This window comes from Ligilactobacillus araffinosus DSM 20653 (genome assembly GCF_001435375.1).
GTDB lineage: Bacteria > Bacillota > Bacilli > Lactobacillales > Lactobacillaceae > Ligilactobacillus > Ligilactobacillus araffinosus.
This window is the reverse complement of record NZ_AYYZ01000029.1, coordinates 243,116-263,968: the sequence shown is the minus strand read 5'-3', so window position 1 is coordinate 263,968 and position 20,853 is coordinate 243,116. Positions and strand designations below refer to the sequence as shown.

The 20,853-nt window shown below is 40.7% G+C and carries 20 protein-coding genes; 1 reads left to right on the top strand and 19 read right to left on the bottom strand.

Annotated elements, in window-relative coordinates; genetic code table 11:
• Positions 1-11: 11 nt before the first annotated feature.
• Positions 12-632, top strand: a complete 621-nt coding sequence (locus tag FC64_RS05805) for a hypothetical protein (RefSeq protein WP_057906968.1) — start codon at positions 12-14, stop codon at positions 630-632.
• Positions 633-810: 178 nt separating this feature from the next.
• On the opposite strand, the gene FC64_RS05800 is transcribed toward FC64_RS05805, so the two are convergent.
• The 19 genes from FC64_RS05800 to purD form a co-directional block, all read right to left on the bottom strand.
• Positions 811-1,086, bottom strand: coding sequence for a hypothetical protein (locus FC64_RS05800; protein WP_057906967.1), 276 nt, complete (start codon positions 1,084-1,086; stop codon positions 811-813).
• A gap of 282 nt (positions 1,087-1,368) precedes the next feature.
• A complete protein-coding gene (locus FC64_RS05795; RefSeq protein WP_057906966.1) occupies positions 1,369-2,343 on the bottom strand; it encodes a hypothetical protein in 975 nt (324 codons plus the stop codon).
• A complete protein-coding gene (locus FC64_RS05790) occupies positions 2,336-2,932 on the bottom strand; it encodes a hypothetical protein (RefSeq protein WP_057906965.1) in 597 nt (198 codons plus the stop codon). Before FC64_RS05790 ends, FC64_RS05795 begins: the two co-directional genes overlap by 8 nt.
• A 12-nt stretch (positions 2,933-2,944) precedes the next feature.
• Positions 2,945-3,379, bottom strand: a complete 435-nt coding sequence (locus FC64_RS05785; RefSeq protein WP_057906964.1) for a DUF4947 domain-containing protein — start codon at positions 3,377-3,379, stop codon at positions 2,945-2,947.
• Between the two features lie 198 nt (positions 3,380-3,577).
• On the bottom strand, positions 3,578-4,501 hold the full coding sequence (locus FC64_RS05780; RefSeq protein ID WP_057906963.1) for an alpha/beta hydrolase: 924 nt from the start codon (positions 4,499-4,501) through the stop codon (positions 3,578-3,580).
• Between the two features lie 116 nt (positions 4,502-4,617).
• A complete protein-coding gene (locus FC64_RS05775) occupies positions 4,618-5,544 on the bottom strand; it encodes a manganese-dependent inorganic pyrophosphatase (protein WP_057906962.1) in 927 nt (308 codons plus the stop codon).
• Between the two features lie 40 nt (positions 5,545-5,584).
• Positions 5,585-6,550, bottom strand: a complete 966-nt coding sequence (locus tag FC64_RS05770; protein WP_057907117.1) for a LysR family transcriptional regulator — start codon at positions 6,548-6,550, stop codon at positions 5,585-5,587.
• A 289-nt stretch (positions 6,551-6,839) separates the two neighbouring features.
• Positions 6,840-7,460: an orotate phosphoribosyltransferase gene (gene pyrE / locus FC64_RS05765; protein WP_057907116.1), complete on the bottom strand. Its 621-nt coding sequence runs from the start codon at positions 7,458-7,460 to the stop codon at positions 6,840-6,842.
• A gap of 2 nt (positions 7,461-7,462) precedes the next feature.
• Positions 7,463-8,179 carry an orotidine-5'-phosphate decarboxylase gene (pyrF, locus tag FC64_RS05760; protein WP_057907115.1) on the bottom strand — a complete coding sequence of 239 codons (717 nt, stop codon included), beginning with the start codon at positions 8,177-8,179 and terminating at the stop codon, positions 7,463-7,465.
• Positions 8,169-9,113 carry a dihydroorotate dehydrogenase gene (locus FC64_RS05755; RefSeq protein ID WP_057906961.1) on the bottom strand — a complete coding sequence of 315 codons (945 nt, stop codon included), beginning with the start codon at positions 9,111-9,113 and terminating at the stop codon, positions 8,169-8,171. The genes pyrF and FC64_RS05755 overlap by 11 nt, the downstream gene beginning before the upstream one ends.
• Positions 9,114-9,125: 12 nt before the next feature.
• On the bottom strand, positions 9,126-12,302 hold the full coding sequence (gene carB, locus FC64_RS05750; protein WP_057906960.1) for a carbamoyl-phosphate synthase large subunit: 3,177 nt from the start codon (positions 12,300-12,302) through the stop codon (positions 9,126-9,128).
• Positions 12,295-13,380, bottom strand: a complete 1,086-nt coding sequence (locus tag FC64_RS05745; RefSeq protein WP_057906959.1) for a carbamoyl phosphate synthase small subunit — start codon at positions 13,378-13,380, stop codon at positions 12,295-12,297. Before FC64_RS05745 ends, carB begins: the two co-directional genes overlap by 8 nt.
• 1 nt (position 13,381) lies before the next feature.
• Positions 13,382-14,662 carry a dihydroorotase gene (locus FC64_RS05740; protein WP_057906958.1) on the bottom strand — a complete coding sequence of 427 codons (1,281 nt, stop codon included), beginning with the start codon at positions 14,660-14,662 and terminating at the stop codon, positions 13,382-13,384.
• On the bottom strand, positions 14,662-15,612 hold the full coding sequence (locus FC64_RS05735) for an aspartate carbamoyltransferase catalytic subunit (RefSeq protein WP_057906957.1): 951 nt from the start codon (positions 15,610-15,612) through the stop codon (positions 14,662-14,664). Before FC64_RS05735 ends, FC64_RS05740 begins: the two co-directional genes overlap by 1 nt.
• Positions 15,613-15,798: 186 nt before the next feature.
• Positions 15,799-16,326, bottom strand: coding sequence for a bifunctional pyr operon transcriptional regulator/uracil phosphoribosyltransferase PyrR (gene pyrR / locus FC64_RS05730; protein WP_057906956.1), 528 nt, complete (start codon positions 16,324-16,326; stop codon positions 15,799-15,801).
• A gap of 137 nt (positions 16,327-16,463) precedes the next feature.
• Positions 16,464-17,369: an RluA family pseudouridine synthase gene (locus FC64_RS05725; RefSeq protein ID WP_057906955.1), complete on the bottom strand. Its 906-nt coding sequence runs from the start codon at positions 17,367-17,369 to the stop codon at positions 16,464-16,466.
• Positions 17,362-17,814, bottom strand: a complete 453-nt coding sequence (lspA, locus tag FC64_RS05720) for a signal peptidase II (protein WP_057906954.1) — start codon at positions 17,812-17,814, stop codon at positions 17,362-17,364. Before lspA ends, FC64_RS05725 begins: the two co-directional genes overlap by 8 nt.
• A gap of 70 nt (positions 17,815-17,884) precedes the next feature.
• Entirely contained in the window at positions 17,885-19,543 is a 1,659-nt protein-coding gene (locus tag FC64_RS05715) for a formate--tetrahydrofolate ligase (RefSeq protein WP_057906953.1), read from the bottom strand.
• A 59-nt stretch (positions 19,544-19,602) separates the two neighbouring features.
• On the bottom strand, positions 19,603-20,853 hold the full coding sequence (purD, locus tag FC64_RS05710; RefSeq protein ID WP_057907114.1) for a phosphoribosylamine--glycine ligase: 1,251 nt from the start codon (positions 20,851-20,853) through the stop codon (positions 19,603-19,605).

The following is a 20,853-nucleotide window of genomic DNA, read 5'->3' as shown; positions in this document are numbered from 1 at the left end:
GAGGCACACTAATGGCAGCAATCCACAGTAACATTTTAGAGTTTACGGTCAATGATACCATCGTTGATTTGACCGCATTTATTGATCACAACAAAACAACTTTACTTTCAACTCATCACGGGCGGTGTATCGTTTTTAATGTTAAACCACCCCAAGATATTAAAGATCAACTCAAAAATGTGTGCGACTTAGATGCCGTTGATTTTAATATCCGATTAAATTACTTTACTGAAATTCCTGGAATTTACAAGTCAAATTATGAATTGATCGTTTTTCGAATCTTTACCGGTGCTCAAGACGCAATCAACGTGGTTTACTATGATCGTGCTCGGACCTTCAACAGTGATTTGACATACTGGGAACACCGGTTAGCAATTAATCCAGTTATTTATCAAAGTTATTCTACAGCAAAAGTTTGCACCTTTTATCCGCCAACGTTAACTTTCAAATATAAAAATCAGACTTATATGGGGAAATGTATTGAAAATCCTGGCAAAGGCAAGTACCAGTTCTTTGCTGATGACGGAAAAAAGATCGTTACCCCGTATTCGCGCAGTATGGAAGCCTACGAATTTCGAAAGCATTTAAATTTATTAGGATATGAAAAAGAGAAACAAGATAAAAAGAAGTAGCTATTACCATTAATGGCTACTTCTTTTTTACATTAATTTATTTCAAATTTACAACCATTGCTTTATTACAGCTAATGAAATCTAAATTAAAAAAATAATAAACCGCATTCTTTTCATTTCTTATTATCCATTTTAATTAAAATGACTTTTCAACACTCTTAATAAAAAATTATCCCTTTTATACAAGATTTACCACAAAGTCAAAAACATCAAATTTTTTAATAAGATAAAATAAACACGTTCCAAGTGCATAACTAATACCAGCAACTCCTGGAATTCTCGAATTAGCCGATCGAGAGGGCCCACCTTCACCATAATCTACTTCATAAATTTTTACCGGAAGGATCCAAAATAAAATTGAAAAAATCGAAAACAACAAATTTTGATCTGCATCGATAGCATAAAGCTTTCCATTTTCTGCATTCACCCACGCCGCAATGAGTTTCCGATTCAATCACCATTTCAACCTGCATATACTTTTCACTTATTCAAATATAAATTTTTTTAAATCACCGTGTTTAATTGCGTTGCCAGCATTATTTATATTTCGATTAAGGTCATCTATAAAATTATGCACCAATTTAAAATTATTGTAGACGCTATTATTCAAGAGTGCTGCTTTCTATTAATGTGTTTATTGTTGTAGATTTCATAATTTCACCTAATTTTCAAAAAGAAAATTCTTAGCATATAACTATTAAAACCAGCGCTGTCTTTTGCGATTTTTTAACTTCTATTATTTTCCAATTCCTTGATACTTTTCAATCTGCTTCTCCGTCCAATCAACTTCTGTTTTTTTGACCTGCTTCACTGATTGACGCGCTGGCTTTCCGTGTTTCCGCATCGTTAGCCCATATTTAGCCGCTAAGTCTTGCCGTTTACTGAACGGTTCATTGTCATCTTCTTGACCAATCAGATAATCATGATCATCATTTGAAATTGGTTTACCATTGATTTCAATTAAAACAACATTGTCTTGAAGGTCTGAATGATCCGAATCTATTCCACATATATCTGTTGAAGACAATGTGATCTTGGAAGTTGGAACAACTGCAAATTTTACCGTTTTAATTCCGACAACATCAGAACTTAGCTCCGATAATTGATCATTTTCAGTCGATTCGCAGTTTTTGACATACTGTTCTTTCATCATTTCTAACGTTGAATGGCGTTGAACAAGGGTTAATATTCCAATCCCGCCAACCAATCCACAACTAACGATTACCGTTATCAATAATGCAATCATATTCTTTTTCAACGACCATTTTTCATGGTTGATCAAAATCAACAGAAGAATTCCCAATGCAACGCTAAGAATTAAGCAGCTTAATGCAATAAACCGCCATCCAAAGGCATAGTGGTACACCATTCCAGCTTCATCGACGTAAATCCTTGGGCGATGAATCAAACCACATAAAACTAATAAATAAAACATATTTATGATCACGGAAGCAATTACAACTTCCCGACTTTTATTTTTCAGTGCAATTAACATTAAAATCTCTGGAATGATAAAAAAAACATAGACCGTTCCTAAAGAAAACAACACACAGAAAAAAGCGGCACCTTTAAAAACTTCCTGAGCACACCACGTTGATCCGATTAATCCAGTCAGAATATACCCGACTGCCAGATTGACAAATATTTTTTTAAACAATGGCGAGCGGCCCCTAAAAACACCGCGTTCATTCTTTGATTTCTCTTTAGTCATTGTCACTAACCTTTGTCAACGTTGCGTCCTGAATATTCACATATAAATGATCACCGTCTTTGAGTTGTACCCGATGCTGGCGATGTTCATTACTTTGAATTTTTTTCAATCCCGAAAGACTAACCGAACTGCCACCGATTAATGGACTATTAACTGCATATTCTCCAGCACACTTTCCGGGTTTAATGACATACATCCCTGGTTGAATATCAGCGCCGGCATCATTTCCAACCCGGTATTCACCATAAGATATTTTTCCTTGCTGAACAATTTTCGGTGAATTATCTGATTGAAAGTCGGCATCAAAATTATTAACAATAATCCGTTGACCAGCTTGAACATTCAAATGTTCAGCTTTATGAACTCCACTAACTTTACGTTTACCACTAGTAATTGCAAAATCAAAATCATAGGTTGAATTATAAAGATCACCTGTTCCATTCTTTGAAGTCACAATATATTTTCCAGGTTTTAAATCGGAGCCGATTTGATATGTTCGATATTGATCAGCATTCACCTGACCGGAAATCAAACCAACTGCAAATAAAAATGTTAGGCAACTTAATCCAAGTTTTTGAATTCTATTCATATTGCGCTCCCCCTATCTAAACGTTACGAAGTTTTTGTCAGGTGTAGCATAAAAAACCTGATCTTTTTGCGTATCAAGGTAAACATTGAAACGGTCATGGTCATAGCTTAACTTCTCAACGTGAGCTCCTTGACCCTTATCGTTACCAAAATCCTCACCCATTGAACAATCAGCAATTTGATCACAAAATGCCCATCCTTGATTTTTAGTAATCTCATCTTCATTAGCAAGGATTTCATTCAATGCAACCTCATGATTAATCAAAGAATTATAAATAATTTGGCCATTTTTTTCATCCTGTTCCGGTTGCCCATACATCTGGATTACATCCGCCCGGTTATATCTCGACCAGTCAGGAACTGTTGCGTCAATATCACCCGGTTTGGTCTTTTTCCGTTCGACCTTATCTTTTAAGTCCGTCATCTTATGTTGCGGACCAACCGCCATAACCGAACCTTCTGATAAAAAAACATTAAAAAAGCCATTAATCCTAAAAATTTCCTTTTCATTTGTACAAACTCCTTTAAACTAAATAAATAAATTTTACCAATTTAAAAACATTTTGTAAATCAATCTTTGAATTCTGAAAAAATTATAAAACTCAAAAAAAGAGAATGTACTCATTCGTCACATTCTCTAAATAAATTATTCGTTTTTCATTGGAATACCAATGCGCTTAAAAAACTTCTCAACCGTTCCTTGATATTTATCCCAATCAACTAATAAGCTGATATCATGCGGAGCATTGGGAACCGTTAGTAACATCTTAATCGATGATTTACATGCTGTAAAATTTTGATGTGCCATATAACACGGAACATACCGGTCACTTTCTCCATGAATAATTAAAATTGGTAATTTTGTTTTTTGCACTGCTTGAATTGCCGATGACGCGTCAAGGTTAAAGTGCCCTAAAAGCTTAGCGCTTAACTTTACAAAGGGATACATAATTGTCGGTGACATTTTCATTTCTTTAATAACCTTTTTAATAATCGCTTTTGGAGAAGTATAAGCGCTATCAGCAACAATTCCTACCACGTTAGCCGGCATTTTTAATTCCGATGCCATTAAAACGGTTGCAGCTCCAAGGGAACCGCCTACAAGTACAATTTTCATTTGCGGATAACGGTCAGCAATAAATTGTGCCCATGCAACTACATCGTATCGTTCATTAATTCCAAACGAAATTACATTACCATCACTTTCACCCGTCGCTCGCTGATCAACAACCAGCATATTATGTCCAAAATGTCGCGAGATTTGAAAAACCCCGCCACAATCATGGATTCCATCCGTTCGGTAACCGTTAAATGTTAATTCAATCGGAGCCGTTTCATCATAAATATACAACCGCCCCCGTAAGGTCAGTCCATCAAATGATTTGACGGAAACCGCTTCATACGGCTCGTTATTGAGTGCATCAACTAAGTGCACCATTTCATTATAATATGGTCGATACTGTTCATTCTGTGGTAAATTATACGGATCTTCATGGTGTCCTCTTTTTACATAAAATGTAGTATTAAAACAGTATATTAAAATTATTATTAAACAAATCAATAAAAGCATCTTACTCACCTTCACATATAAGCTCTGCCTATTTTCACTATACATCAATTAATATGAATATCAATAATAAAAAAGCTATGACAACGTCATAGCTTTCTCTCTTAATTATATCAATCTTATGCATTAAATGCGGCTTCCAATGGAGGAACAATTTGTTTCTTCCGTGAGACAACCCCTGGCAAGTCCATCTTATTGTTTTCAAGTTTCTTACCAAATGCTTGTTCAACAACTGATTGGGGTTCACCGACAACCAATAACCGTGTGTCTGAGTTAAGAATGTTTGTAACCATCAATAAGAACAAGTCATAGCCGTTTTCTTTGTTTTGCTTTTCAATGGCAGCCCGTAAGCCGTCTTCACGATCAAAGACTTCATCCAAGTCAACCGTGTTGATTTGGTCAACGCGAACTTGAGTACCGTTCATGTCGAATGACTTAGCGTCTTGTGAAATCAATGTTTCGTCTGACTTGCTTGCAAGGTTTGTGCCGGCCTTTAACATATCCAAACCGTACTTTTCGTAGTCAACGCCAGCAATCTTAGCTAATTCCTTCACTGCCGCAACATCTTCGTCAGTGGTCGTTGGTGACTTCAATAATAATGTATCTGAAATAATTGCTGATAACATCATGCCAGCAATGTTAGCTGGAACTTCAACACCGTGTTGCTTGAATTCTTTCAAGATGATTGTACTGCTGCATCCAAGCGGTTCAGCGTGGTAGTACAATGGAGCTGAAGTTTCAAAGTTAGCGATCCGGTGGTGATCCACAACATGGGTCACTTGAACGTCTTTAATGTCATCAACACTTTGTTGAGCTTCGTTATGATCAATCAGCATGACAGCATCAACTTCGTTTGAAGCAGTCTTAATTACCCGTGGTGCTGGCTCGTTGAAGTAATTCAAAACGAATTGCGTTTCTTCATTTGGTTCGCCTAAAGCAACGGCTTCAGTGTCTGCGCCTAATTTATTTTGTAAGTATGAGTATGCCTTTGCGGCAACGATTGCATCTGTATCTGGATTCTTATGTCCAAAAACTAATTCTTTCATCGAAATGCTCCTTTAACTCAATAATAAAATCACTTTAAGGTTATTCCATTTTATTAAGCTCTGTCAAGCGGGAAATATAGTCTTTTTGGACTAAATATTCATCAAATTCGTCAAGTAAGTTTGAAATCCGCGGAATTCGTTCTTTACCTTTCCGAAAGACAAACGAAAGCTCAAATTCAATCTTCGGATTAAAGAATGCACTTGCCATCCGATCAATGCCGTAGTTATACGCATTCGCACATGACGCCGGTAAAACAGTGCTGACCTTTGCTTCCTTTGCGAAGTGATATAATGCCCGTGATTGGGTAAAGTGAGCAACACTCTTTGGCGTATTCAACATTGCTTTGCGGAATTGTTCATTAATAATGTTATTTAAATAGTAGTTTTGCGGATAATCAACCCATGGCTGATCAACCACATCTTTTAAATCAATTCGTGTCTTGTGGGCAATCTGTTCATCATGTCCCAAGTAAATCAATTCATCTCGAATAATCGTCTTCTTGACGTATGGTTTCCAATTCTTGATACTTGAATCCGGAAGATACATAATTCCAATATCAATTCGATTATCTTCAAGTTGCTTCCATAACTCATGCCGAGTCAATGTATGAAATGAAACTTCAACATCAGGATGCGACTTGTAATATGAAATTGCAAAGTCAGTAAAGACATCATTCTCAATTGAAGCTAAAATTCCAATATTCACCCGTCCTTGATTAATTTCAGTTGAACGCTGAATTTGATCCGTCGCTTGACTAACAGTTTCATAAATTTGATGGATCGCATCTAACATCGTATAACCAGCATCAGATAAATGAAGTTTCTTCCCTACACTATAAAAAAGCGGTGCCCCAATACTTTTCTCTAACTTCTTGATCTGCTGGGTCAATGCAGGTTGAGAAATACCTAAAACTTGTGCAGCCTGGGTATAATTCATCGTTTCAGTCAATTGCAGAAAATAATCAAGCGATCGTGATGGCAAAAAGCTGTCCCGCGTGTCTTTCATATCCAAAATTCCTTTCACTCAGCCTAATCTCGTTAACTTTCGGCAGTTAACGAACGATAATATCGTTTAAGTATTATCCGATCTTTTATAGTACCATAAATTCAATAAAAAAAACAGAAAATTTTTCATTCTTTTAAAAGTGATAACTAAATGGTAATTTTTACGCTACCATTTATTAAATTTGATAATAAAAAAATTCATCTGTGATTGTTTTTTCCAGATGAATCTCATTCAAACTCCAATCAAATCACAACTGAACAATATTGAATAAATCAAATAATTTGTTAGGTTATTTTTTCCATTTTTCAGGAGCTTGGCGCCATTTTTTTAGCGTTTCTAATTGATCTTCCGCAATGTAATTCTCTTCCGTTGCAGCCTCAAGTAATTCTGAATAATTAGTCAACGTTGTAAATGACAGTCCGGCTTGTTCAAAATTTTCTGATACAGCTGGTAATTGATAACTAAAAATTGCGCCAACACCAATTACATCTGCGCCTTCATTTTGAGCTGCTTTGACAGCTTTTAATACACTACCGCCTGTCGAAAGCAAATCATCGATCAATACAGTCTTAGCATGCACAGGTAAAACTCCTTCAATTTGTTTTCCGCGACCATGATCCTTAGGCTTTGAACGAACGTAAATCAACGGTAAACCTAATTCATCTGCGACCCATGCAGCATGCGGAATGCCGGCCGTTGCAACCCCGCCGATCACTTCGACATCGGGGAATTCAGCTTTGATTTGCGCTGCTAATCCTTGAGCAATCTGTTTGCGAATTTCAGGATAACTGATTGTCAACCGGTTATCACAATAAATTGGGCTTTTGATTCCGCTGGCCCACGTAAACGGCTTGTCCGGTGATAACTTCACTGCTTTGATTTTTAGTAAGTCCTTTGCAATTTTCTTCATTGTTAATTCTCCTTCAACCATTCATTTTTAACTCGTTGATATGCGGCTTGCACGTCAGCTGCTTGGGTGATTGACCGGCCAACAACCAATCCGTTTGAGTGTTGTTGAGCGGCTTTGCCGGGAGTCATGACCCGCTTTTGATCATCAACATTTTCGCCGGCTAACCGAATTCCAGGGGTGATCTTCAAAAAATCTTCGCCGCATGTTTGATACAACATTTGGGCTTCATTAGCAGAACACACAACTCCATCCGCCCCGTTTTGCTGGGCAACCTGGGCATAGTGCTTGACGCTTTCCCCAAGCGGCACCGTGATCAACTGTTCATCCGCAAGCATTTGCGGCGTGATCGATGTTAACTGGGTAATTGCCAAAATTTTGGCTGGCGCATGCTGATTACTGCCGGCAAGCATTCCTTCCTTTGCAGCTCGAATCATTGCGGATCCGCCTGCAGCATGGATCGTGGTTAAATCAACATGTAACTTTCCAATGACCTTCATTGCCCGTTCAACCGTATGCGGAATGTCATGACACTTCAAGTCAAGAAAAATTGAATAGCCGCGGTCCTTAAGTTCCTTGATCAGTTCTTGCCCTTCACTGTAATACAGTTCCATTCCAACCTTCACAAATAGATGTTGATCACGCGGAAATTGACCAAGAAAATTCAACGTTGTCTGCTTATCCGGAAAATCCAATGCAATAATTGGTTCACTAATCTTCATTTCGAAATTCATTCCTTACTTCTTCTCGTAATTCTTCAAGCGATTCAATATTAAGCTCATTCATTCGTTGTTCAAGCTGGGCGGCAAGATGCGGGATCACTTCCATATCATCAAAGTGGGCAGCCCCCACCCCAACGGCTGAAGCCCCGGCGAAAAACATCTCAAGCACATCGTCGACCGTTTCAACGCCACCGATTCCAATAATCGGTAAATCAGTTACATGGGCAACCTGGTAAATCATCCGCACAGCAAGCGGCTTAAGGAATGCTCCAGATAAACCTCCCATACCATTCCCAATCACTGATTGCCGAGTTTCAACATCGATATGCAATCCCAATAAGGTGTTGATCATTGTTAAACCGTCTGCCCCGCCGCGTTCAGCCGCTTTGGCAATTACCGTAATGTCCGTTACGTTCGGTGAAAGTTTGACGTAAACCGGAATCGATCCAGTTACTTCTTTTACTTTGCGGGTAACCTCTTCAACGGTTTGCGGACTCGTTCCAAATGCCATTCCGCCTTCTTGAACATTTGGACATGAAATGTTGAGTTCTAATGCATTCAACATGTTGGAATTTGCTAATTTCTGGGCAACGCATTGATAATCAGTAACACTGGAACCGCCAATACTACCCACAACTGGAAGGTCTGGATACTTTTGCCGTAAATGCGGTAATTTCCCATTTACAACCGCATCAACCCCGGGATTTGTTAACCCCATCGAATTAATCACGCCATTTTTCAGCATTGCAATCTGCGGTTGCGGATTACCTTTGCGGGCGTGCGGAGTTGTCGTTTTAATTACCAGGGCACCTAACCCATTAAGATCCATCTTTTCAGCAGCGGGGGTATCTCCAAAGCCAAATGTTCCGCTTCCCGGCATTAACGGATTTTTCATTGTTAATCCCGGAAGATTGACTGTTAATCGTTGATTCATCTGATCTCCCCCTTACAGTGCATTTGTCATAAATGTCCGGTTTTCCATCGCTTTCAACAAGGCATCCGCCGTCCGCAATGCCGTCAACAATGGAATGTTGTGTTGAATTGCAGCTTGCCGGATGATAAAACCGTCTGAATTGTGTGCTTGATCATGGCCCATCGTGTTGATTACCAAATCAAGTTTGCGGTCTTTAATTTCATTTAACAGGTTTGGTTGAATATCGTGGATCTTGCCAACTACCTTAGCGTGTAAGCCATTGTCCTGTAAGAACTTCGCCGTTCCTTTAGTAGCTACAATCCGGTAACCCATCTTTTCAAAGCGCCGAGCAATTTGAAGAGCTTCTTGCTTGTTGCGGTCATCAATTGTCAATAAAATCGTTCCGGTTTCTGGCAACTGCATTCCGGCTCCTTCGAAGGCTTTGTACAATGCCTTTTCAAATTCACGGTCTGTTCCCATAACTTCCCCAGTTGATTTCATTTCCGGTCCTAAGTAGCTGTCAACGTCCGCTAACTTGTTGAACGAGAAGACTGGAGCTTTAACTGAAACGTTTTGACTTTCAAGAGCCAATCCTGGCTTGTATCCTTGGTGGACAAGCGATTCACCCATAATGGCGCGGGTTGCGACTTGCGCCATTGGAATCCCAGTGATCTTGCTTAAGAACGGCACTGTCCGGCTTGCCCGCGGATTAACTTCAAGAACATAGACTTCGCCTTGATGAACGATGAATTGGATGTTCATGATCCCGACACATTTCAGTTCAACCGCTAGTTTAGCTGTAATTTCAACGATTTGTTCCTTAATCTTTTGACTAAATGATTGCGGCGGATAAACGGCCATTGAATCCCCAGAATGAATTCCGGCTTGTTCAATGTGTTCCATGATTCCTGGAATCAGAACATTTTCACCGTCACAAATGGCGTCAACTTCACATTCTTTTCCTTCAAGATAGGCATCGATCAGGATTGGGTGATCGCCGTTTGCTGGGGCATGCTGGCTTAAGTATTCATCAAGTTCATCGTCCGAGTAGATAATTTCCATTGCCCGGCCACCGAGAACATAACTTGGCCGTACAAGAACTGGGTAACCTAACCGGTGAGCAATTTTCTTAACCTGTTCCGGTGTCGTTGCAGTATCGCCTTGCGGTTGCTTCAATCCAAGTTTCTTGATTGCTTGGTCAAACAATTCACGGTCTTCAGCCCGGTCAAGATCCTTCACGGTCGTTCCTAATACCCGAACACCATGTGTATCCAATCCGGCTGCCAGGTTAATAGCGGTTTGACCACCAAATTGAAGAATAACGCCTTCTGGTTGTTCAAGATCGACCACATTCAAGACATCTTCAAGGGTTAATGGTTCAAAGTATAACTTATCGGATACCGAAAAGTCCGTTGAAACCGTTTCAGGATTCGAGTTCATCACGATTGCTTCATACCCAAGCTTTTGCAAAGCCTTAACACAGTGAACCGTTGCGTAGTCAAATTCGACTCCTTGACCAATCCGAATCGGACCTGAACCAATAACTAGTACCGATTTTTGATCTGACTTGCAGCTTTCATTTTCTTCATCGTATGTACTGTAAAAATATGGTGTTTCGGATGCAAATTCGGCAGCACAGGTATCAACCATCTTATATACCGGAACTACATGGTTGTCCACCCGGAATTGCCGGACGTCATCAGGCGTTGTCTGCCATAATTTTGCAATCGTTAAATCACTGAAGCCATAGCGTTTAGCCTTCCTCAACGTTTCAAGATCATTGACATTTGCAGTAAGGTCCTCTTCAATTTCCACAATGTGCATTAAAACATCAAGGAAATAGTGATCGATCTTGGTTAATTCATGAACTTCTTCAAGACTATATCCCCGCCGGAAAGCTTCTGCCAGATAGAAGATTCGGTCATCCTGAGCATTGACTAACCGATTTTCAACTTCTTCATCTGATGCTTGACGGCATGTTTCGGAAATCAAGTCGTCTTCATCAATTTCCAATGAACGAACCGCCTTTTGAAGAGATTCTTCAAGGTTGCGTCCTAAAGCCATCACTTCCCCAGTAGCCTTCATTTGACTGCCTAACCGGCGATCCGCATCCCGGAACTTATCAAATGGCCAGCGCGGAATCTTGGTAACAACATAATCCAGTGCCGGTTCAAATTCCGCAAAGGTCGTTTCAGTAACCGGATTTTTGATTTCATCAAGCGTTAACCCCACCGCAATTTTTGCTGCCAACTTGGCGATCGGATAACCTGTTGCCTTGGAAGCCAACGCGGATGACCGTGAAACCCGTGGATTAACTTCAATGATGTAATATTGGTAACTATTCGGATCCAACGCAAGCTGAACGTTGCATCCGCCTTCAATCTTCAATGCACGGATCAATTTCAATGAGCAATCACGCAACATTTCATAATCACGGTCAGATAACGTTTGAGTTGGTGCAACCACGATCGAATCCCCGGTATGCGTTCCGACCGGATCAACATTTTCCATTGAACAGACAACCATTGCGTTATCCGCGGCATCGCGCATTACTTCAAATTCAATTTCTTTAAATCCAGCAATTGATTTTTCAATCAAGCATTGGGTTGCTGGTGAAAGGTCAAGCCCGTTTGCGGCGATCCGTTCAAGTTCTTCACGGTTCTTGCACATGCCGCCGCCAGTTCCGCCCATGGTGAAGGCTGGGCGCACGATTACCGGATAACCAATTTCTTCAGCATAGTCCGTTGCTTCCTTGACCGTATTGACACTGCGTGAAGGCGGAACCGGCTCATTTAATTGCTTCATTAACGCCTTGAATTTTTCGCGGTCTTCGGCTTGATCAATAGCCTGCAAGTTTGTTCCTAAAAGTTCAATATTAAATTCATCTAAAATCCCCGTTTTATTTAATTCAATGGCTAAGTTTAATCCAATTTGACCACCTAAAGTTGGTAAAATCGCATCCGGATATTCTTGCCGAATAATTCGTTCGACCGATTCAACCGTTAACGGTTCAAGGTAAACATGATCGGCAATTTCGTTATCAGTCATGATCGTTGCGGGATTTGAATTGACTAACACAACTTCATATCCTTTTTCTTTTAATGCCAAACATGCTTGCGTTCCGGAATAGTCAAATTCAGCCGCCTGACCGATAATAATTGGCCCGGATCCCAGTACCATAATCTTGTGAATATCAGTTCTCTTAGTCATCTTGTTCGCCCTTTCTCTTATCAATCATCTGCATAAAATCATCATATAAACTAACAGCATCATGTGGTCCTGGCGCTGCATCAGGATGGAATTGAACCGAAAATGCTGGATATTTCCGATGACGAACTCCCTCGATTGTACCATCGTTGATTTCAATATGAGTTGGCATTAAATCCGTCGCTTTTAATGATTCCGGATCAACGGCGTATCCGTGATTTTGCGAAGTAAATGTAATTTCGCCCGTTGCAATTTCGCGAACCGGATGATTAAATCCGCGATGACCGAATTTCATCTTAAATGTATCCGCTCCATTTGCGAGACACATTAACTGATGGCCTAAACATACCCCCATGATTGGAACTTTTCCCATAATATTTTGAATCATTTTAATAGCTTGCGGTAAACTTTTTGGATCGCCAGGGCCGTTTGACAGCAACACACCATCTGGATGAAGTTGTAAAATTTCTTCAGCCGTTACAGTATATGGCATTACAATCGTATTACATTCACGTTTGGCTAATTCACGTAAAATACTGTGCTTGGCGCCAAAATCAACAACAATTACATTACGCTTGGTTCCAGGATTAGGATATGGTTGCTTGGTAGAAACCATATCAACTAATTGGTCAGTCAAAACTGTCGCTTTTAGTTGCTCAATTGTATGTTGCTTGTCTTCAATCGAATTAACTAAACAACCTTTCATTGTCCCATGTTCACGAATAATTTTCGTTAGCCGCCGAGTATCAATTCCGCTGATTCCGGGAATATGATTTTGTTTCAAAAAGTGATCAAGCGTATCTTGTTTCCGCCAGTTGCTTGCATACCGTGCCAACTCACGGCAAACTACTCCGCGGCATTTCGGTTGTAATGATTCATAATCATCAAGATTAACCCCATAATTTCCAATCAAAGGATTGGTAAACACTAAAATCTGGTCAGCATATGATTGGTCGGTGATTGCTTCTTGGTAACCCGTCATGCCAGTTGAAAAGACGACTTCGCCAGTTGTAATATGGCTAGAACCAAATGCTTCACCTTCAAATACATTTCCGTCTTCTAAAACCAAGTATCGTTTCATTTTAAAGCTCCTTCTCTCGTTGGTATTTAATTTCACCGTCAACAATGGTCATTACGGTTTGCCCATATAATTGTTGATTTGTAAACGGAGTATTTCTTCCCTTAGATAAATAATCCTCTTCTCTAAATTTAAATGCATGGTCACAATCAAAAACTGCAATATCAGCTGCATCACCGATTTGCAACATTCCGGCACGATTTAAGCCGAATAATTTTGCGGGTTGAATTGTCATCCAATTAATCAACTGTTCAAGTTTACATTTTCCAGTCTTTACAAGCTTGGTATATAAACTTGAAAATGCGGTTTCACTTCCTGTGATTCCGAATGCTGCGCCGACCATACCATGCAACTTTTCATCATCCGCATGTGGTGCATGATCAGTAGCAATCATATCAATCGTCCCATCAAGTAATCCCTCAATCAACGCTTCTTGATCTTCGGCTGTCCGTAATGGTGGATTCATTTTATAGTAAGCATCATCGCTTGTAATCATTCCATCATTTAACAAAAGATGATGAGGAGCAGCTTCACAGGTAACGTTAATTCCCATTGACTTGGCGATGCGAATCAATTTCACACTTTCCTTGGTTGAAACATGACAGACATGGTAATGCACGCCTGTTTTAGCCACTAAAACCAGATCTCGTGCTAATTGTGAAGTTTCACATTCCCCTGGGATTCCATCTAATCCTAATTTCTCCGCGTTTGCGCCTTCATTCATTACCCCATTGAATTTTAGTGAATCATCTTCAACATGTTCTGCCAATGGCAAGCCGACTGCTTGAATCCCCTGCATTGCCTTGTACATTGTGCCGCCATGCTGAACGCCGTGCCCATCATTACTGAAGCCGCAAACTCCAAGCTGGTACATTGCTTGATAGTCAATCAGTTGATCTGAAGTTAAATCAGCAGTGATCGGCGCATACTGGTAAACGTGAACAACCCCTGTTTGCCGGTTATGCGCCATCATCTGTCGAATCAGTTCCGGTGTATTCGGAACCGGATCAACGTTTGCCATTGCACATGTGGTAGTAAAGCCACCATGAGCCGCTGCCATTGTCCCGGTATGAACATCTTCTTTGTATGTCAATCCCGGATCACGGTAATGAACGTGAACGTCAACCAAACCGGGAACAACGATCTTTCCGGTGACATCGATTTCACGATCGACGTTACAATTTAACTTGCCAATGGCCTTGATTTTTTGCCCTTCAATCAAGACATCCGCATTGATAAAGCTATTATTTTGATAAACCTGACCGTTTTTTAACAATAATCGCATTATTTAAGCCCTCCGAGATGGTTACCGCGCAAAACCGCTTCGATCATTGCCATCCGCATGAAGACCCCGTTTTGCATTTGTCGGAAGAACCGTGATTTCTCAGCTTCAACCAAGTTTGATGAAAATTCAACATCCCGATTAATTGGACCTGGATGCATAATGATTGCCTCATCTTTCATCTGGTGATAACGTTTATTAGTTAAACCATATTTTTCATGATAACCAACCGCTGAAAATTGACTTTCATTTTCATCACCAGCATGCCGCTCATGCTGAACCCGAAGCAACATTGCAACATTAATTTGATCAATAATTTCGTCAAGGTCAACATGTTTGCCGTACTTGTCGAACTGTGAATCGTACCAGTAGTCCGGGCCAGCAAAGTACAATTCAGCGCCTAAATGATGAAGGGCTTGCATGTTACTGCGAGCAACCCGGGAACTAGTAATATCCCCGACAATGGCAATTTTTAATCCATCGAAATGACCGAACTCTTCATAAATTGTCATTAAATCAAGCATGCTTTGAGATGGATGCTGACCGCTACCGTCGCCCCCGTTCATAATTGCCATGTGAAGGTGTTGATCATCATTTAAATTGATCAGTGGTTCGTAATAGTTATTCGTTGAGTGCCGAATCACACTTAATTGAACCCCTAATGCTTCCAACGTTAATAATGTGTCATATAACGTTTCCCCTTTATTAACCGATGAATGGCTTGGATCAAACGGAATAACTTGAATCCCCAATTTCCGTTCTGCCATATCAAAACTGGTATGTGTGCGCGTAGAATTTTCAAAAAAGAGGTTAGCAGCATACACCGGTTCGGTTAATACGACTTTTCTGGTTTGTTTCCTAAACCCTTCCGCATTTTGAATCAAAGATAAAATTTGATCATTGGACAAATCTTCAACGGTTACAAAGTGTTTTAATGCAATTTCTTTTCCCATAACGTTTTCTCTCCTCTTTCTTTTCATTTTTATATTAAAAACGCCTACCTGAATTTGACTTCAGATAGGCGTTACCCTTTTATGATTCTGATTTTGAAATACAGTTATAAATTCCAATTATATTTCAGAACAGAATACTAACCGTTTTGCCCTCTCTGGAGTCAATTAAATGGTTAATATAATTGTTTAGCTTTTAATTAAATCAATTCCGTCTTTGCCATCAATTTCCTTTACGTAAACGGCAACCTGTTCATCCATTGCTGTTGGGATATTCTTTCCAATAAAGTCTGGCCGAATTGGAAGTTCACGGTGCCCCCGGTCAACCAATACGGCAAGGTTGATTCGATCTGGTCGCCCTTGGTCCATCAAGGCATCCAATGCGGCCCGAATTGTCCGGCCGGTAAAAAGCACATCATCAACTAAGATCACGTGTTTGCCGGTAATGTCAAATTGCAATTGAGAATCCTTTACAACTGGGTCATCAGTATGCTTCCGGTCATCCCGATACATTGAAATATCAAGTTCGCCAACGGGAACACTCGCGCCTTCAAGTTGTTCTAACCGCTTTGCGATTCGTTGAGCAAGATATGCCCCTCGCGTTTTGATCCCAACGATCACCAGGTTGTCAATTCCTTTGTTGCGTTCGATGATTTCGTAAGTCATCCGGGTAAGAGCCCGTTTAACTGCCATTTCATCATAAATTTCCTTTGCCATATTGATTCCTCCTCAAAAACAAAAGGGCTCAGCCTCTACAAAACTAATTTCGTATCGACTAAGCCAGCTTGCTAACGAACGTTTGCGAACCTTTTTAGCCTCACGGGACTAGTTTCAAGGTCTTTATCAATCTAAATTTAACCTTTGTGCTGTTGCTTGTCAAGCTTATCCAGCATTTTTTGAAAATTTTCTGGAAGCGGAGCTTCAAAAACCAACTCTTTTCCCGTTCGCGGGTGTTTGAACCCCAACAGCGCGGCGTGTAAAAACTGCCCGTCTTTCCCAATCACCTTTCGCGGACCGTATAACGGATCACCGACAAGCGGATGACCGATATACTTCATGTGAACCCGAATTTGATGTGTCCGGCCGGTTTCAAGAATACATTTTACAAGCGTAAAGTTGTCATAACGCCTCATCACTTTAAAATGAGTCACGGCATGGCGGCCACCCTTCACGACCGCTTGCTTCTTGCGATCTTGCGGATTCCGACCAAGTGGCGCATTGATTGTTCCCGCATCTTCTTTGATTTGACCGTACACTAATGCCAGATATTCCCGCTTATTGGTTTTGTTGCGTAACTGTTCAGCTAAACTTTGATGTGCTAAATCATTTTTAGCAACCATCAATAAACCAGACGTATCCTTATCGATCCGGTGAACAATTCCCGGGCGAAAAGTTCCGTTAATCGTTGATAACGGCGAATGGTATAACAGCGCATTAACCAACGTGTGATCTGGATGTCCAGGCGCAGGATGAACTACCATTCCTTGCGGCTTGTTGACCACGATCACATCATCGTCTTCATAAACAATATCAAGCGGAATATTTTCAGGCATTAATTCTAACAATTGCGGTTCAGGTTTGACCAGTGAAATCTTATCACCAGACTGTACCTTATATTTTGGTTTAACCATCTGCCCGTTGACCGTGACATGCCCGTCATTAATCAAATTCTTCAACTGTGAGCGGGTAATTTCCGGTTCAAGGGTCGTTAAAACCTTGTCAATTCTTCCTGTTTGATCAGTAATTACATAATCACTCATTGTCATCACCTGTAAATAACGCAATTATCAGTAAAATCACCCCGACCGTCAACGCACAATCGGCAATGTTAAAAATCGGAAAATTCATAAAATCAAGGGTAAACATATCAACCACGTACCCTAACCGCAACCGATCAAGAAAATTCCCCAGTGTACCCCCGATCATCAGGGTCAATGCCCAGGCAAACAACCGATCATTCCGATTTTTCTTCAACAAAACAAACATGACCGCTAACGCTGCAATCGTAATTACAAACAGAAGTAATTGCTGTCCTTGAAGGATGCTCCATGCTGCGCCATCATTGCGCACGTTACTCAATGAAAGAACATGCGGAATAAAACTCACCGTCGTATCAAGTTTAATATGCGTCACGACCAGATATTTCACTAACTGGTCAAGTCCGAAGATCATCAGACTGACCGCCAGATAACCAATTAAAGGCATCTTCCTACCTCCGTTTTTAAACTTCGATATTTAGTTTACCTTTTTTTGAGTGATTTGTATAATTCAGCAATTAATATAAACCACTGATCTTGCCATTTTCATCAACATGCATTCCATTGGCGGCTGGAACCTTTGGCAAACCAGGCATCGTTAATACATTTCCCGTCAACGCAACGATAAATTGAGCTCCTAATTTAGGGACAAATTCCCGAATATGAACAGTAAAGTCGGTTGGAGCGCCAAGCAACTTCGCATTATCTGAGAATGAATATTGAGTCTTAGCCATGCAGACCGGCATTTTATCCCAGCCAAGTTTGGCGAATTGCTTGATTTGCCGTTTAGCCTTTGGACTGTATTCAACCTTTGATCCGCCATAGAACTTCGTAACCAAGGTTTCGATCTTTTGTTCAATTGAGTCTTCTGGTTGATATAGTGGCTTGAAGTCAGATTCTTGATCACAAGCATCAACAACTGCGTGGGCTAAGTCAATTACGCCTTTTGACCCTTTTGCCCATCCATCTGAAATGTAAGCATCAGCATTATCAGCCTTGCAAAGATCAATTACCTGATTTAATTCAGCATCAGTATCTGTAGCAAACTTATTAACAGCAACTACAACCGGAACGCCATAGCGTTTCATGTTGCGGATGTGCCGTTGCAAGTTAACATATCCCTTTTGAACGGCTTCAACGTTTTCTTCATTTAAATTATCCTTGGCAACACCGCCGTTCATCTTCAATGCCCGAACAGTTGCAACAATTACAATAGCGTCCGGTGTCTTGCCTAACCGCGAACATACAATGTCCAGGAACTTTTCAGCACCTAGATCGGCACCGAAACCAGCTTCGGTCAAAGTATAATCTGCTAATTCCATACTTGTCCGAGTTGCAATGATACTGTTGCAACCGTGAGCAATGTTAGCAAATGGACCGCCGTGAACTAAGGCTGGAGTATGTTCAAGTGTTTGGACCAAGTTTGGCTTAATTGCATCTTTCAAAAGCAATGTAATTGCATCGGTAACTCCTAACTGATCAACCGTTACCGGTTCACGGTCAAAGTTATAGCCAATTACAATTTGTCCAATCCGTTTCTTCAAATCATTAAGATCAGTTGCTAAACACAAAACCGCCATCATTTCAGAAGCAACCGTAATGTCAAAGCCATCTTCACGCGGAACCCCTTGTGTTGGACCGCCTAAACCAATCACCGTATGCCGTAACGCGCGGTCATTGATATCCAAAACACGTTTCCAGATCACCCGGCGTTGATCGATTCCAAGTTCGTTGCCTTGATAAATATGATTATCGATCAAAGCAGCTAAGGTATTGTTAGCGGCCGTTAAAGCGTGCATATCGCCGGTAAAGTGCAAGTTGATGTCTTCCATTGGCACAACTTGAGAATAACCGCCACCAGTTGCGCCCCCTTTAACACCCATGACTGGTCCTAAAGAAGGTTCACGCAAAGCAACCATTGTCTTTTTACCGATTGCACTCATTGCATCTGCTAATCCGATCGTCACAGTCGACTTTCCTTCGCCAGCAGGCGTTGGATTGATCGCTGTTACCAGGATCATCTTCCCTTTGGTTTGCGTTTTCTTCTTTAATGGTAGTGAAACCTTGGCCTTGTATTTCCCGTATAATTCAAGGTCGTCTTCAGTTAAACCAACTTTTTGAGCAACATCGACAATTGGTTCCATTTCTGTTTGTTGAGCAATTTCAATATCATTCATTGCGTAAACCTCCCATATAAGCTAAGTAATTTTTATTATATCTTATTTAAGCCAAAAACTCATTCCTGAACTGCGCGATTTGCAATGTCATGCCGATAATATGTCTGGTTGACTGGATAATCACTTAAGATTTCGTAAGCATTTACCTGCGCTTCTTTGATCGAATCGCCAATGCCGATCACGGATAAGATCCGACCGCCATTGCCAATCAATCTTTCCTGATCATCAACCGCAACATTCGCATAGTCGATCATTCCCTTATCGTGAATTGTAAATTCCGGTAGCCGTTGATCCTTAACGTAGTTTTGTGGATATCCCTTGGCTGCAAGCACCACATTAACGTAAGCTTGCGAATCAATTTCAATCGGGTCAAGGTCTGCTTGATCAACGCATTCGGTCAGCAACTTACCAAAGTCATTTTTGATTCGCGGCAAAACGACTTGAGTTTCCGGATCACCAAGCCGGACATTATATTCGATCACTTTTGGACCATTAGCCGTCATCATGATTCCAATATAAATAATTCCGGTATAATTGAAGCCCATGGTGTGAATTCCGTTGATCGTTGGTTCCACGATTTCGTTCACTGTTCGGTCGAAATCCACGACAGTGAATTGCGGAACGGGACTGTAAGCACCCATCCCGCCAGTGTTTGGTCCGCGATCATGGTCAAAAATTTTTTTGTGATCCTGCGCCACCGGCAAAATTTGAAATGATTTTTGATTCAAAAGAACAAAAATCGAATATTCCGGACCATCAAGATATTCTTCAAAAATTACTGGGGACTGCGGTGAGACTTTAAGGGTTGTTAAAATTTTCAAGGCTTCCTTTTGATTTTCAACGATAAAGACGCCTTTTCCACCGGCAAGGCCGTCTTTCTTGATAACCGTTGGGTATGAAGTCTGGGCAAGTACCGCATCAACCTCTTCCATTGAAGTGCACGTTTGGTGCTGAGCCGTTGGAATATGGAATTTTTGCATAAAGTTCAACGCAAAATCCTTTGAACTTTCCAATTGAGCCGCTTGCTTGTCCGGACCAATGATTTTCAAATCGTTGCTGATAAAGTAGTCCACGATTCCATCTGCCAACGCATCTTCCGGACCAACCATCGTCCATGCAATGGCATGTTGCTTTGCAAACGTTGCTAATGCTTCAAAGTTATTTTCCTGAATTTCAACTGGATGAACCCCGATCCGTTCCATTCCTGGATTGCCCGGCGCACAGTAAACTTCATCGATCAATGCACTTGTCTTTAATTTTCGACAAATCGCAAATTCGCGGCCGCCGCTTCCAATTACTAATACCTTCAT